The organism is Glutamicibacter sp. BW77, from assembly GCF_002332285.1.
Classification (GTDB): Bacteria; Actinomycetota; Actinomycetes; order Actinomycetales; family Micrococcaceae; genus Glutamicibacter; species Glutamicibacter bergerei.
Genome location: NZ_NRGT01000041.1, coordinates 116,362 through 129,906 on the forward strand (window position 1 = coordinate 116,362; position 13,545 = coordinate 129,906).

General features: G+C 54.6%; 15 protein-coding genes and 2 tRNA genes. 15 read left to right on the top strand and 2 right to left on the bottom strand.

Annotated features, from left to right (window positions below; genetic code table 11):
• Positions 1-151 precede the first annotated feature (151 nt).
• The 11 genes from rplU (at position 152) to CIK74_RS04965 (ending at position 8,328) form a co-directional block, all read left to right on the top strand.
• Positions 152-460: a 50S ribosomal protein L21 gene (rplU, locus tag CIK74_RS04915; protein WP_096254656.1), complete on the top strand. Its 309-nt coding sequence runs from the start codon at positions 152-154 to the stop codon at positions 458-460.
• Between the two features lie 50 nt (positions 461-510).
• Positions 511-765 carry a 50S ribosomal protein L27 gene (gene rpmA, locus CIK74_RS04920; protein WP_096254657.1) on the top strand — a complete coding sequence of 85 codons (255 nt, stop codon included), beginning with the start codon at positions 511-513 and terminating at the stop codon, positions 763-765.
• Between the two features lie 126 nt (positions 766-891).
• Positions 892-2,475, top strand: coding sequence for a GTPase ObgE (gene obgE / locus CIK74_RS04925; RefSeq protein WP_096254658.1), 1,584 nt, complete (start codon positions 892-894; stop codon positions 2,473-2,475).
• Positions 2,476-2,477: 2 nt separating this feature from the next.
• Entirely contained in the window at positions 2,478-3,635 is a 1,158-nt protein-coding gene (gene proB / locus CIK74_RS04930; RefSeq protein WP_096254659.1) for a glutamate 5-kinase, read from the top strand.
• A gap of 10 nt (positions 3,636-3,645) precedes the next feature.
• Positions 3,646-4,941 carry a glutamate-5-semialdehyde dehydrogenase gene (locus CIK74_RS04935; protein ID WP_229677241.1) on the top strand — a complete coding sequence of 432 codons (1,296 nt, stop codon included), beginning with the start codon at positions 3,646-3,648 and terminating at the stop codon, positions 4,939-4,941.
• Positions 4,942-5,062: 121 nt separating this feature from the next.
• A complete protein-coding gene (locus CIK74_RS04940; protein WP_229677240.1) occupies positions 5,063-5,257 on the top strand; it encodes a hypothetical protein in 195 nt (64 codons plus the stop codon).
• Between the two features lie 2 nt (positions 5,258-5,259).
• On the top strand, positions 5,260-5,865 hold the full coding sequence (gene nadD / locus CIK74_RS04945; RefSeq protein WP_096254662.1) for a nicotinate-nucleotide adenylyltransferase: 606 nt from the start codon (positions 5,260-5,262) through the stop codon (positions 5,863-5,865).
• 82 nt (positions 5,866-5,947) lie between these two features.
• A complete protein-coding gene (locus CIK74_RS19175; RefSeq protein WP_096254663.1) occupies positions 5,948-7,492 on the top strand; it encodes a hypothetical protein in 1,545 nt (514 codons plus the stop codon).
• A gap of 48 nt (positions 7,493-7,540) precedes the next feature.
• Positions 7,541-7,909 (top strand): ribosome silencing factor, encoded by a 369-nt coding sequence (gene rsfS, locus CIK74_RS04955; RefSeq protein ID WP_096254664.1) that lies wholly within the window; start codon positions 7,541-7,543, stop codon positions 7,907-7,909.
• 82 nt (positions 7,910-7,991) lie between these two features.
• Positions 7,992-8,064: transfer RNA gene (locus tag CIK74_RS04960), tRNA-Ala, on the top strand.
• Positions 8,065-8,255: 191 nt separating this feature from the next.
• A tRNA-Ala gene (locus CIK74_RS04965) sits at positions 8,256-8,328 on the top strand.
• Between the two features lie 144 nt (positions 8,329-8,472).
• Here the strand turns inward: CIK74_RS04965 and CIK74_RS04970 are convergent.
• Together CIK74_RS04970 and CIK74_RS04975 are read right to left on the bottom strand one after the other, a co-directional pair.
• Positions 8,473-9,660 carry a DUF4232 domain-containing protein gene (locus tag CIK74_RS04970; protein WP_205738249.1) on the bottom strand — a complete coding sequence of 396 codons (1,188 nt, stop codon included), beginning with the start codon at positions 9,658-9,660 and terminating at the stop codon, positions 8,473-8,475.
• Between the two features lie 370 nt (positions 9,661-10,030).
• The gene (locus CIK74_RS04975) at positions 10,031-10,330 is read right to left on the bottom strand and encodes a hypothetical protein (RefSeq protein ID WP_096254666.1); all 300 of its coding nucleotides are present in this window, start codon (positions 10,328-10,330) and stop codon (positions 10,031-10,033) included.
• Between the two features lie 206 nt (positions 10,331-10,536).
• On the opposite strand from CIK74_RS04975, the gene CIK74_RS04980 reads away from it, so the two are divergent.
• From CIK74_RS04980 to CIK74_RS04995, 4 genes are read left to right on the top strand one after another with little or no spacing between them, the layout of a single operon-like run.
• Complete coding sequence (locus tag CIK74_RS04980) at positions 10,537-11,631, top strand: magnesium and cobalt transport protein CorA (RefSeq protein WP_096254667.1); 1,095 nt, start codon at positions 10,537-10,539, stop codon at positions 11,629-11,631.
• A 15-nt stretch (positions 11,632-11,646) separates the two neighbouring features.
• Complete coding sequence (locus CIK74_RS04985; RefSeq protein WP_096254668.1) at positions 11,647-12,276, top strand: GyrI-like domain-containing protein; 630 nt, start codon at positions 11,647-11,649, stop codon at positions 12,274-12,276.
• Between the two features lie 8 nt (positions 12,277-12,284).
• A complete protein-coding gene (locus tag CIK74_RS04990) occupies positions 12,285-12,755 on the top strand; it encodes a protein-tyrosine phosphatase family protein (RefSeq protein WP_096254669.1) in 471 nt (156 codons plus the stop codon).
• 51 nt (positions 12,756-12,806) lie between these two features.
• Positions 12,807-13,496: a DNA alkylation repair protein gene (locus CIK74_RS04995; RefSeq protein WP_096254670.1), complete on the top strand. Its 690-nt coding sequence runs from the start codon at positions 12,807-12,809 to the stop codon at positions 13,494-13,496.
• The last annotated feature ends 49 nt before the right edge of the window (positions 13,497-13,545 follow it).

The window sequence follows — 13,545 nt, forward strand, 5'->3', positions numbered from 1 at the left end:
GTGCTAAACGCCAAGATCACGGATTTCTGATCCGCTCGGCGTCAAGGCACAAGCGCATGAGATCCCTGATTCAGGCATCTAATTTATTAGATGTTCGGGTTGATTTCTGCGCCGGTAAGACAATAAACGTCGAGTAGAAGCGAGTACCCACGTGGTGTACGCAATTGTCCGCGCAGGCGGCCACCAGGAAAAGGTCTCCGTTGGAGACCTCATCACCGTAGACCGTCTTCGGGCTACCCCAGGTAGCTCTATTGAGCTTCCAGCCTTGTTGTTGGTAGATGGCGAGAAGGTAACTTCCGCCGCTGCTGACCTGGCTAAGGTCAAGGTTTCCGCTGAGGTTGTAGAAAACCTCCGCGGCCAGAAGATTGTTATCCAGAAGTACAAGAACAAGACCGGTTACAAGAAGCGCCAGGGCTTCCGTGCCGCTCTGACCAAGGTCAAGGTCACCTCGATCGCCTAATTTGGGCTGATCGTAATAACCAATTTTTGTAGCGAAAGAGGCTAAAAGGCATGGCACATAAGAAAGGTGCGAGTTCCACTCGCAACGGTCGCGATTCCAACGCACAGTACCTAGGCGTAAAGCGCTTTGGTGGACAGGATGTCAAGGCAGGCGAAATCATCGTCCGCCAGCGTGGCACCCACTTCCACCCAGGCGCCGGCGTAGGCCGTGGCAAGGATGACACCCTGTTCGCATTGGCTGCTGGTGCAGTCGAGTTCGGCACCCGTCGTGGTCGTCGCGTAGTGAACATTGTGACTGCTGCCTAACTTTAGGCGACAGACAATTATTTCAGTGCACAAGGGGTGGGCCGATTTCGGCCCGCCCCTTGTGTGCGTATAGATAGACTTTAAGCGAGCATAAGCTCGCACCCCGTTATAGGAGAAGATGGCCCCGTGGCTGCATTCGTTGATCGCGTAACTCTAGATGTCACCGCAGGTAATGGTGGCCACGGTTGTGTGTCCATCAAGCGTGAGAAGTTCAAACCGCTCGGTGGGCCAGACGGTGCAGCAGGCGGCAATGGTGGCAACGTCTTCTTGCGCGTTGACCCACAGGTCACCACCTTGCTGGACTTCCATCACCTGCCACACCGCAAGGCTGCCAATGGCGAGCCAGGTAAGGGCGATCTGCGCCCGGGCAAGCAGGGTGAGGACCTGATCCTTGGCGTCCCAGCGGGCACCGTGGTGAAAACCAAGGATGGCGACATCATTGCAGACCTAGTCAAGGTCGGTGACGAATACCGTGCTGCCGTAGGTGGCCTCGGTGGTCTGGGCAACGCGGCTATCGCCTCGGATAAGCGTAAAGCACCGGGCTTCGCCCTACTTGGCACCCCAGGTACCAGCCAAGAAGTAGTGCTGGAACTGAAGTCAGTGGCAGATATTGCCCTGGTTGGCTTCCCATCGGCCGGTAAGTCTTCGTTGATCGCCGCCGTATCGGCTGCCCGACCGAAGATTGCTGACTACCCATTCACCACCCTGGTGCCAAACCTTGGCGTCGTCATGGCAGGCGAAATTCGTTTCACCGTAGCCGATGTCCCTGGGCTGATCCCCGGTGCGTCCGAAGGCAAGGGGTTGGGTCACGAATTCCTACGCCACGTTGAACGCTGTGCCGCTATTGTGCACGTGCTTGACTGCGGTTCCCTAGAGTCGGATCGCGATCCCATTGGCGACCTGGAAACCATCGAAGCCGAATTGGCGGCCTACGAAGCCGACTCGACTTTCGCCGGAACCGACGGCAATATTATTCCTCTGACCGAGCGTCCAAAACTTGTTGCGCTCAACAAAGTGGATATGCCTGATGGTGCCGACATGGCCGAGTTTGTGCGCCCAGAGCTCGAAAAACGTGGCTACCGCGTCTTTGAAATCTCGGCTTTGGCACGTAATGGATTACGTGATTTGACCTTCGCCATGGCTGAATTGGTAGAGAAGGCACGCTCCGAGCGTGTCGAAGAATCCCCGGTTGTGGAAGTTCCGATGCTGCGTCAACGCACCGGAAAGAAGACCGAATTTGTTATTCGCCGTGAAGAGGTGAGCAACGAACCGCTCTGGCGTGTCATTGGTGAAAAGCCTGAACGCTGGATCGTGCAGACCGACTTCCGTAATGACGAAGCAGTCGGCTACCTGGCAGACCGCCTAGCGAAGCTGGGTGTTGAAAACCAGTTGTTTAGGGCCGGGGCAAAGCCTGGCGACGCCGTCGTGATTGGCTCCGAAGAAAACTCGGTGGTCTTTGACTGGGAGCCAACTATGGCTGCCGGTGCAGAATTGCTCGGCTCACGCCGTGGCGAAGACATCCGTCTGGAAGACCGAAACCGTAAGACTCGTGAACAGAAGCGCGCAGAGCACGAAGATCGCCGTGCCGCGAAGGCCGAGGCACGTGCGGAGCTTGAAGCTGAACGTCGCGCTGGCATCTGGACCGAGTCTGTACATGCTAAGAATGCTGAACGCGCTGCGAAGGATCGAGCAGCAGAAAAGGAAGACTAAGTATGAATGTGCGAGCAACCAAGACATTATCTTCAATTTCCTCACTTCGAGATCTACCTCAAGCACGAAGACTAGTAGTCAAGGTGGGATCCAGCTCGCTGACAACCGTCAGCGGGGGAATCTCCCATGAGCGGCTGAAGTTCCTGGCCGACACTCTCGCACAAACCGTGCACGACGACACTCAAATCGTTTTAGTCTCCTCCGGCGCTATTGCCGCTGGACTGTCGCCGCTGGGATTGGACAAGCGTCCTAAGGACCTTGCCACCCAGCAGGCGGCAGCAGCCGTAGGCCAGGGGTTACTGCTAGCGCAGTACACCCAAGAATTTGCCAAGTATGACCTGAACGTCGGGCAGGTCTTGTTGACTGCCGATGATCTGATGCACCGCACCACGTACACCAACGCGCTGCGTTCACTGACGCGCCTGTTGAATCTGGGCGTCTTGCCGATTGTCAACGAAAATGATGCGGTAGCCACCCGAGAAATCCGTTTTGGCGACAATGATCGTTTGGCCGCCCTGGTAGCCCACCTGATCAAGGCCGATGCGTTGCTGCTGTTCTCCGATGTTGACTCGGTTTATGACGCGCACCCGAAGGACGGCGGAAGCCGCATTTCGCATGTGGGCCACCCCGACGAACTTGATACCGTCGACCTGGGCACCCCAGGGTCGGCAGGCGTGGGCACCGGTGGCATGATCACCAAGGTGGACGCAGCCACCATGAGCTCCGCCGCGGGCATCCCTACCCTGGTGACCAGCACCGACAACGCCGCCCGCGCACTTGCCGGCGAGGACGTCGGAACCTGGTTTGCGGCGCGCAACACCCGCCGTTCGGCCCGTGACGTGTGGCTTGCTCATCTGGCCTCCGCCGAAGGTCGTTTGATCTTGGACGCCGGTGCGGTACGTGCCGTCGCCGATGGAACGAACTCATTACTTGCCGCAGGCATCACCGCAACTCGTGGAGAATTTGAAGCCGGAGACGCGGTAGAAATCTGTGATGCAGACGGAAACATTATCGGACGAGGCCTAGTGAATTACTCCTCCGAAGAACTTCCCGCAATGCTAGGGCGCACCACCGGTGAGATCGCCGACTCCCTCGGTGAAGGTTACGAAAAAGCCGTCGTGCATATCGACGATCTGGCTTTGATGGACGTGGGTCAATAGAATGGCAAATATGAGTCTAGATTCAGCCGAAACCAAGACCGAATCCACCACCGACGTTGCTACGTCGGTCAACCAGCTGGCAGATCGGGCCCGCCGGGCATCGCGAACACTTGCGCGAGCAAACCGTGATTGGAAAGATAAGGCGCTCCGCGCCATCGCTGACACCATCGATGCTCACCGTCAGCAAATTATGGCTGCAAACGCCAAAGACCTAGAAAATGGTCGGGAGCGCGGCACGAGTGCTGCGATGCTTGACCGACTCAAGCTTGATGATCAGCGTATTGACGGACTGATCTCAGCCCTTGAAGAACTTATTGGCCTACCCGATCCCGTCGGACGTGTAGTGCGTGGAGAGACCCTCCCTAACGGCTTGCGAATGCGTCAGATCAACGTTCCAATGGGCGTTATTGGCACCATTTACGAGGCGCGTCCCAACGTGACCGTAGATATCGCGGGGTTGTCGCTAAAGAGTGGCAACGCGGTATTGCTCCGTGGTGGTTCCGCTGCGCTGAACTCAAATGTCGCATTGGTTAACTACATCCGCAACGCCTTGGAGTCTGTCTCCTTGCCACGAGACCTAGTGATCTCCGTGGACGAATACGGACGCGAAGGCGCCGACGCGATGATGGCAGCACGTGGCCGTATCGATGTGTTGATCCCACGTGGTGGTCGAGAATTGATCCAGCGTGTAGTGACCACGGCCAAGGTTCCAGTGATTGAAACCGGCGAAGGCAATGTGCACATTTTCATGAGCGCAAGCGCCGATGAGGAAATGGCTACCGACATCTTGCTCAACGCGAAGACTCACCGTCCCAGCGTGTGCAATACGGTAGAAACCCTGCTGATCGCTAAAGATGCTCCGGCAGCACCGGCGGTATTGAAAGCTCTCGCGCAGGCTGGCGTCACGCTGCATACCGACGCACGTGTTGCCTCCTTGGTGCCAGGGATTGAGACTATTGCTGCCGGAGAAGATGACTGGCGTAATGAGTACTTAGACCTGGATATCGCGGTCAAGCTCGTAGATACGATGGATGAGGCGCTGGAACATATCCGCGAGTACTCCACCGGGCATACCGAAGCAATCATTACTTCATCACTGGCAGAGTCCGAGAGATTCATTGCGGAGATTGAATCTGCCGCAGTGATTGTTAATGCTTCGACTCGATTCACCGACGGTGGACAGCTGGGCTTAGGCGCCGAAGTAGGTATCTCCACACAGAAGATGCACGCCCGCGGTCCTATGGGTCTGACCGAACTGACGACAACTAAATGGATCGTTCAGGGCGACGGGCATATTCGTAAATAGTTTATGTTCTGTGTTTTCGGTAGGATGTAGAAGAATCGTACCGTTACTTTTCGGACCAGTGTTTGTCGTACAGGCATGGTCTCGTTAAAACGTTTGGAGAAATAAGTTGAACGCGTTGATTATGGCTTCTGAAGCTGCATCCACCGGCATGGATCCGCACACCATGGCAATCATCATTGGTGGTGGCATCTTCCTTACGCTGATGGTGTTGTTGCTGGTCGCCGTTTCCTACACCAACGTGGGTATGCGTCACGCGGATCACGCTGAGGGTGAAGATGTTCACCGTCAGTTCAAGGTTCACGGCGACAAGCACTAGCTTTGGCTGATCCAAAAGACAAGAACCGCCCATTGCGCCTCGGCGTGATGGGCGGTACTTTTGATCCTATCCATAATGGTCACTTGGTAGCAGCCAGTGAGGTTGCTGCTGAATATGATCTGGATGAAGTGGTGTTCGTTCCTACCGGACAGCCTTGGCAGAAGTCCACACGAGATGTGTCTGCCGCCGAGCATCGTTACCTGATGACGGTTATTGCTACCGCTTCGAACCCGGGTTTCACGGTGAGCCGAGTCGACATTGACCGTGAAGGCGCAACGTATACGCACGACACCTTGCTTGATCTTCGTGCCGAACGTCCCGAAGCGGAGTTGTTCTTTATCACCGGTGCCGATGCGCTGAGTCGTATCGCCAGTTGGAAAGACATAGATCAAGTCTGGGACTTGGCGCATTTTGTCGGTGTAAGTCGTCCAGGACATGTGCTTCCGGAACTTCACCAAGAGAACGTTTCATTATTAGAAATCCCAGCATTGGCGATTTCCTCCACAGATTGTCGCGGTCGAGTAGCCCAAGGCAAGCCTGTCTGGTACTTGGTTCCGGATGGTGTGGTGCAGTACATTGCAAAATATGGGCTCTATACCGAGTCGTAACCTCACATTGCTACCTCTAACACGGCATAATCTCTAGGTAAGGGTGACGGTATTTTGTCTACGCGGTCGGGAGAAGAACAGGATGAGCGATAACACGCAGCCGGCTTCAAGCCGGCGAGCATTGCGTGAAAAGCGGCGCGCTGAAATGGAAGCCATGCTGGCCAGTAGTAAGGCCGAGCAGGAAGCCAAGAAGCTAGCCGATCAGCAGGCAACTGAAAAGAAGGATGTCAAGCCTTCGGCAGGTGCCAGCCCAGCTGACCCGAAAACTGCCGCTCCATCTGATTCAAAGCCTTCGGCGAAACCGGAAGTAAAGACACCACCGGCTAAAGCACCAGCGAAGCCTGCCTCGGTAAAAGCGCCGGTTGGTAAAATCTCATCCGGCGTGCCGGACAAGTCATCCACCGAAGCAAAGATGCCAGCAGGTAAGCCTGCCGTTGCTCCAAAGGCCGGCGCAGCCCCCAAACAGGCCACGGAATCCAAGACGGCTCCATCAGCTCCCAAGCCAGCTGTAAAGCTGGCTGACAGCGTGGTCAAGCCTGACTCGGCTGCAAAGCCTGACGAATCGGCAGATAAACCAATGGGGGAGCGCGCCTCCCTGCGTCGTGCCCGTGATCGCGAAGCACTACGCGAACGCCGTCGCCTTGAAGAAGAAGTCGGTGCGCTGACCACAAACGTTCCCACGGTGGAACCGGCCGAAGAGCCAAAACCGTTGACCCGACGCCAGCTACGCTTGCAGTCGCTGGCGGACCAGAATCCTGGCTCGGCGAATCAGAAGCCCAATGTGGCTAAGCCGGCTTCGAAGCCGAATTCAACCGACGATTCACCGGAAACCACGGTGATGAGTGTTGAAGAGGCCTTAGCCGCTCGACGCTCCCACGATCCCAAGACTCCAGTTGATCCGAATCTTTTGAACGAAGATGATGGTGAGATTGATCTCGAAGTGCTGGCTCATCAGCGCGAAATGGCAGCTCGTGCTGCGATTATTTCACGTCGCGCTGCAGAGCGTGAGCGACTACGTATTGAGAACGCAAAGAAGGGTAAAGAGCAGCCGCTCTCCGATCCTTTTACCGGAGCCCTGGGCAATATTCGCGAAGTCGAAGACCGTATCGCAAAGACTGGCGTGCAAGGTCCTAAGACTGAAAGCGTCTCGCTGGACCTCGATTCCAGTGGAAAACTCTCTGACAAACTGAAGCATAATTCGCAGGCATCCAAGAAGCCTAGCGTCGGCAAGTTGCCCCCAAAACCGGCCCCGAAAACTGTTAAGCCGGTGGTCAAGCCAGGTTCAAAGGTTTCACCGGCTAAATCAGCACCGGCGCCAGCGAAACCACAAGCCGTACCCGCACCTAAACCTGCGACTACGCAAGCGGTCAAGCCAGCGGCAAAGCCGCAAGTAAAAAACGCTGACTCAAATAGTCAATCGACTGCTCAAGCTTCGGCGCCGCAAGCGAATGTGGAAATGCCACGTATCGAGGCGGTTAATGCTCAAGGGCTGCAGCCACTGGATGCTCAAACTCACGGCGTTCGGCGTGCAAACAACATGCTGATTGCTATGATCGCTGCACTCAGCGTGGGCGGTGCCGCACTCATTGCGGGTATTGTCATGTTGATCAGTTCGCTGTCTTCGTAGGACAATTAAGTTCTCGATCTATACCTCTATAAGGAGACACCCCACTTCATGGGAGCACACGCAGACTCTATCGCCCTCGTTCAGGTGGCCGCTCAGGCCGCATCTGACAAGTTGGCAGAAGACATTGTGGCACTTGATGTCGCCGAACGAATGGGCGTAACTGACGCGTTCCTGATCGTCTCCGGTGGCTCTGAGCCACAGGTCAACGCAATCGCTGACGAGGTTCAGGCAATGGTCCTCGGAAAGTTTGACCTTCGTCCCGTTCGCCGCGAAGGATTCGGCTTGGGCCGTTGGGTTCTTCTGGACTACGGTGACGTGGTCGTCCACATCCAGCACCAAGAAGACCGTGTCTTCTACGCTCTGGACCGACTGTGGTCTGACTGCCCGATCATCGAAATCACTGCAGAAGCCAAGTAGTCATAAGCAAAAATAGGATTTGCTTCCTAGATTAGCGCTCACTTATGATTAGTGAGTTGCCTGATCAGGAAGCAATCCTTTTGGGGGTATGGCGCAGTTGGTAGCGCGTCTGCATGGCATGCAGAAGGTCAGGGGTTCGAATCCCCTTATCTCCACAAATTAAATTCACGAATCCCATCTCGTTACGTGCGAGGTGGGATTTTTGTGTTCCACCGGGTATGAGATTTGTGTTTCGGGAATTTCAGAGGAATGAGCGGTCTGGCATAGGGCACACAGTCTGCCTGTGTCATCGGTGGGGATGAATCATCCGGAATGAAATTTTCAGGAGTAAGGTCAAAGGTATCGCGGGGCTATAGCTCAGTTGGTAGAGCGCTTCGTTCGCAACGAAGAGGTCAGGGGTCCGATTCCCCTTAGCTCCACTGCCTGTAATGAGTCGCAAGTTTTTTGAATATGTTCAGATACATTGCCATTAATCTGTTGTGGAACCGGTTTATGGCCTCCCAAGCGCGGTCTTCATACCTAGCTGAACTAGCAAGCGTAACCTTGAAACGAGTCGGACAAGACTAGTTTGGCTTGCTCCATCCTTCTAAGGCTTGCACCCACGGACTAACGCGAATCTTCGCACCGTCGAGAATATCTAACGAGGTGTCTGTACCTTCAATTTGTGGTGTGAGCTTAGTCGGTTCCAGACCTGGCAGTAAAGCGATTTCCAGACTGGTAGTTTCATCGGGATCCTGGGACGTCGACATGGCACCCCATTTCATTGTGGTCATCGCCGTTTCTCCTACGGGGATAACCACTGATTCTGGTGAGATTCCTGGGTCTGCTGTCACGGTAACATCCGTCTGGGGGTGACCCTCTTCGTTGAAAAACTCCAGATTCGCTACGCCTTGGACCGCACAAGGTGTGTCCGAAATGTTCGTGGCATACACCGATAGGTATCGGGAGCCAACAGCCGCGTCAGGGGCGCTGAGTTCGAACTTCACATCGTCAGTCGTACAGTAATTAGCGTTTGGATCTTGCTTCCACGCAGTGGTTCCCTCGGGTAATGGTGCAGGCACAGGGATTAACGAATCCGGGAGTGCTTTGCCAATCCACCCCTCAAGGATTTCTGCGTAGCCAGGGGAGGAAACGGAATATCTTAATGGATCATTGTGTGGAGGCGTGCGCTGCTCCAGCCACTGTTGAATGGCGCTAGTTTCCACGGTGCTATCGGCAGTGATGCTGTGAACGGAAAGCCTATGACTGCCGTAAAGGGCTGTTTCTACGTTGGGCAAAGCTCCGGCATCGATGACTAATGCCAGTTTTTCCATATCGATCTTCGGATCGGGGGTATAGCGCACTTTTTGGTCCTCGGTTTCTAGACTGACGTCGAAACCGTGTTCCTTGGCGAAACTGGCTACCTCTTGCAAGTCGTGTGGATTGGCAACGACCACGGACGAGTTGGTGACGCGCAAAGCACCGGCATTTCTGAGCATGAAAGCTTGGTGCAGTTCGCTTTGAAGGTCCTCAAAGGGGGAAATATTCAGTGCATAATATTCCCCGGTTGTCGCTTCGGTTTTGACGACCTGTGGCTGTCCGAGCACGTACTGAGAGTAATTTTGTAGCTCTACGGCGGGAACTACCGTTGTCTGGAGGATCTCTTCTGCGCGTACCGCAGATTCAATTGCTGCACTATCTTGTTGATTCTCTGACAGATTCACAGTCCATGTGGCGGAGGAGCTACCCCCATCCTTGCGGTCAATGGCCATAGTCGCGTAGTCAACTTGTACCGAGGCTATGCCGTCTAGGTCCTGAATCTTTTCGAAATTTTCGCATATCGGTTTAGGTGCATCACAAGGATCCCAAGGATTCCAGATGACAAGCCCCACGGCGACAATAAAGAGCGCCGCGACCAGAGCGAGTATTCGAGACTTCTTCACTTGGTTACCGTATCAAAGGTTCACAGTCAGACGGTCGTTGGAATACCACGGCGGACGCCCGATGGCAGCAGCATCGGCATGAAAATGATATTTGTATGCCGACCGGCCTTCCCATGGGTGTTTATGGTGCTGAAGCGCAATGTGGCACGCTCCTGAATCAGGAACGGGGTGCATCGAGTTGGGGAGTTTGAACAGCGAGTTATGCCGAAGCTACGAGCTCATCGGTACGTGAGGCACGTCGAGTCGCAACACATACCGATGAGCAGTGCCAAGACATCCAGAGCCAACGGAATAATGAAGACAAAGTAGTTGTCTGCAGGAATCCATCCCGCATCAACTCTGCAGCTGTCACGATAGGGCTAATCACGCCACCGGCACGTCCGATGCCGCCGATCATCCCGGCAGCTGCGGCGCGAACGTTAGCGTCGTAGCGAGTCCGAGCCAGCGAGAACATTTCTGCGATCGCGCCGTTAGCAGAGATACCCAAGAAGGCTGCCACAACAAGTGCATCAGTGATGCCATCGGTGAAATATCCGAAGGCGAAAAATGACTACTAACAGTCGAAAAGACGCGTGTAGCGACGTCAATTGACCCATTAGCGCTATAGGTTAGAGGGATAAGATACGTTGAAGCCCGTTTGGTTCACTGGCATGCCGCGGAATTCGCCTACGCCCAAGTTTCGTTGGATTTTGGACAGGAGCCCAGATGAGGGAACCAACCCGCAAAGTATTACACCGTACTAATCGAGCCAAAGATGCTCTGAAGTATGAACATGCGCCTTTTATGGTGAGATTCGTTGAAAACGGTTCGGTGCGAGCGGCGCCAGCTGCTACTTCCGCTACCAATGCACTGGAATATGCGGATAGTGCCACAGGACGCGTGTCACTGAGCCTATACCCGACGCCAGATGAACAAGATATTCACGACCTCACTGAAGCCTGGGAATTGCACCCGGTCCTGGTGGATGACTTGATGCATGCGCGGCAAAGGCCAAAACTAGAACGCTATGGCAACGTGCTGCTCTTGGTGGTTCGTTCGGCACGATACTTAGACGATCTTGAAGAAGTCGAGCTTTCGGAATTTCACATCCTTCTTCGACCTGGTTCCATCGCGGTGCTTTGCCAAGACCATCGCTGGATTGATGGCACACCTGGACTAGAGCTTGAAACCTCGGTGGCAGACGAATTTGTGGCCCGGGACCGAACATTATTAGCAGATAACAAACTATTGAGCATGGGTGCCGAAGCGGTGCTCTACAGGCTGCTAGATGAGATTGTCGATGGCTACGTGCCCGTCTTACAGGGCTTGGGGATAGATAAAGAACAGATCGAACGTCAGGTATTTAGCGGTGATGCAGCGGTCACCGAACGTATCTACCGGTTGAGCCAAGAAATTATCGATATGCAGCACGCGACGGCCTCTTTGCTTGAGGTAGTTCGTTCGCTATCGGATGGCTTCAATAAATACGACGTTCCCAATGAGTTGCAAACCTATCTCCAAGACGTCACCGATCACCTGACTCGGGCACATGTGCAGACCGTGGAATACCGTGATGCGCTCTCGCAAATCCTGAATGTGAATTCAACGCTGGTGGCGCAACGTCAAAACGAGGATATGAAAAAGATTTCCGGGTGGGCTGCGATCTTGTTCGCGCCGACCCTGATTGCAGCGATCTATGGAATGAACTTTGACGTGATGCCCGAATTGCACTGGGCTTTGGGTTATCCTGCGGCAGTAATCTTGATGATTGGGTTCGCAGCGACCCTCTATATTGTCTTCCGACGCCGTGGATGGTTCTAAGAAGGGGCGCAACCGATGGCTGAGAAAGTCGACCTGAAGAAAAGTTTGCTCGGGTATCAAGCGAAACACGAAGAATTCGCACTACTTGAGCTACCCGAACGCAGCTACCTGATGATTGAAGGGTACGGGGATCCGAACACTTCGCCGGCCTATGCTCAAGCGCTGCAGGCGCTGTATCCGGTGGCCTACAAGCTGAAGTTCTTCAGTAAACGTGAACTTGGCCGGGACTACGTAGTGATGCCTTTAGAAGGGCTCTGGTGGGCGAAGGATGTGACCTCCTTTACCGAGCGCAGGGACAAGTCTTTGTGGCACTGGACCATGATGATCATGATGCCTGACTGGATAGAGCGGAGTATGTTCGAGAGCATCAAAGAAGACTTAGGTCGGAAAGATCCGCCGATAGATCTCGCTAAGGTGCGATTCGAAATTTTCGCCGAAGGGTTATGCGTACAAACCCTACATGTCGGTCCCTATGACGATGAGGCCCAGACGTTACGCCGTATGCACCAGGAATTCATTCCAGAGCGCGGGCTGGAACTAACCGGAAGGCATCACGAGATCTACCTGAATGATCCGCGACGTGTTGCACCGGAAAATCTCAGGACAATTCTTCGTCAGCCGGTGCGCAGTACCAGCGGTAACTAGAAGACCTGATGTGTAAGGAACCAGAAAGTTGGGAACCACAGGAGTATTTGGTGCGTTTCCCGGACGGACGTCAGGTTCGCGGCAGCAGCTTGAAACGAAGTGAATCGTTGGTGCCTCCAGATTTTGGGGTATACCTTCTGGGGCGGGACCCGAAGTGTACCGACCGTGAATACCTGTGGGTCAAATGGCGTGACTTTTCCGCGCCAGCAGTCACCGAAGACGCCGTGGCATCGCTGCGCGAGGCCTACCGTCGGGCCGCGTATCAACGCGTCGAGGTGGGTTGCCGTGGGGGAGTTGGCAGGACAGGAACCGCGCTGGCTGTAATGGCTGTGCTCGGCGGTGTGGAGCCAGACGCCGCCGTTTTGTGGGTCAGAACCAACTATCATCCCAAAGCTGTCGAAACTGCGGGGCAACGACGATGGTTGAGCGAATTGCTCCCCCAACTAGGTGGACCAGAGAACCGGAGATCCTCAAAGTAACGGCTCCGGTGCTTTAGAGACGAAAAAACATTGATGAGGGAAGATAGTTGCATGAGCACCGAGATTGAACTGAATTCTTCGAGCAACGTTGCCGACGTCCAACAGGCGCTGGAAGCCCTGGAAGATCCGCGCATACGGGCAGTCAACGAAAAACATGGCGACGATTACGGAGTTAATCTTGGCAAACTGCGTGCCTTGGCCAAGGCCCTGAAAAGTAATCACGAACTGGCATCCGGACTGTGGCAGACCGGGCAAACCGCATGCCAGTTGGTAGCCATCCTTATCTGTAAACCACGGACTTTCACAATTGATGGCCTTGAGCAATGGGTGAGGGAGTCTAGAACGCCTAAGGTTCAGGGATGGTTCTTGAATTACGTGGTGAAGAAAAGCAAGCACCTCGAAGAGCTTCGTCGCAGACTCGTACAGGACCCAGACTCGGTGGTTGCTAGTGCAGGATGGGAGCTGACCGCACACCAAGTGGTCAAAGCTCCAGAAAACCTGGACCTGGTTCAACTGCTTGACGTTGTCGAAGCCCAAATGCTGAAAGCCCCGGAGCGTCTGCAATGGGCTATGAACAATACTCTGGCGCAAATTGGTATCGAAAACGAAGAGCTGCGCCCACGAGCGTTGAGCATCGGAGAGTCCTTGCAGGTCTTAGCGGACTATCCAACCCCGCCCGGATGCACTTCTCCCTTTGCGCCGATTTGGATCAACGAAATGGTCAAACGCCGTTCGGCCTGATCAACGCATGCAAAACCCGGGAAGCCGGCGGAACCCTAAGGTTCCGCCG

Excerpts from the sequence above, each read along its gene's own strand:
- CIK74_RS04980 (WP_096254667.1), top strand. The coding sequence starts at position 10,537 with ATGAGGGAACCAACCCGCAAAGTATTACACCGTACTAATCGAGCCAAA.
- CIK74_RS04985 (WP_096254668.1), top strand. The coding sequence starts at position 11,647 with ATGGCTGAGAAAGTCGACCTGAAGAAAAGTTTGCTCGGGTATCAAGCG.
- CIK74_RS04970 (WP_205738249.1), bottom strand. The coding sequence starts at position 9,660 with ATGGCCATTGACCGCAAGGATGGGGGTAGCTCCTCCGCCACATGGACT.
- CIK74_RS04935 (WP_229677241.1), top strand. The coding sequence starts at position 3,646 with ATGAGTCTAGATTCAGCCGAAACCAAGACCGAATCCACCACCGACGTT.
- rpmA (WP_096254657.1), top strand. The coding sequence starts at position 511 with ATGGCACATAAGAAAGGTGCGAGTTCCACTCGCAACGGTCGCGATTCC.
- CIK74_RS04940 (WP_229677240.1), top strand. The coding sequence starts at position 5,063 with ATGGCTTCTGAAGCTGCATCCACCGGCATGGATCCGCACACCATGGCA.
- rsfS (WP_096254664.1), top strand. The coding sequence starts at position 7,541 with ATGGGAGCACACGCAGACTCTATCGCCCTCGTTCAGGTGGCCGCTCAG.
- CIK74_RS19175 (WP_096254663.1), top strand. The coding sequence starts at position 5,948 with ATGAGCGATAACACGCAGCCGGCTTCAAGCCGGCGAGCATTGCGTGAA.
- CIK74_RS04990 (WP_096254669.1), top strand. The coding sequence starts at position 12,285 with ATGTGTAAGGAACCAGAAAGTTGGGAACCACAGGAGTATTTGGTGCGT.
- proB (WP_096254659.1), top strand. The coding sequence starts at position 2,478 with ATGAATGTGCGAGCAACCAAGACATTATCTTCAATTTCCTCACTTCGA.
- CIK74_RS04995 (WP_096254670.1), top strand. The coding sequence starts at position 12,807 with ATGAGCACCGAGATTGAACTGAATTCTTCGAGCAACGTTGCCGACGTC.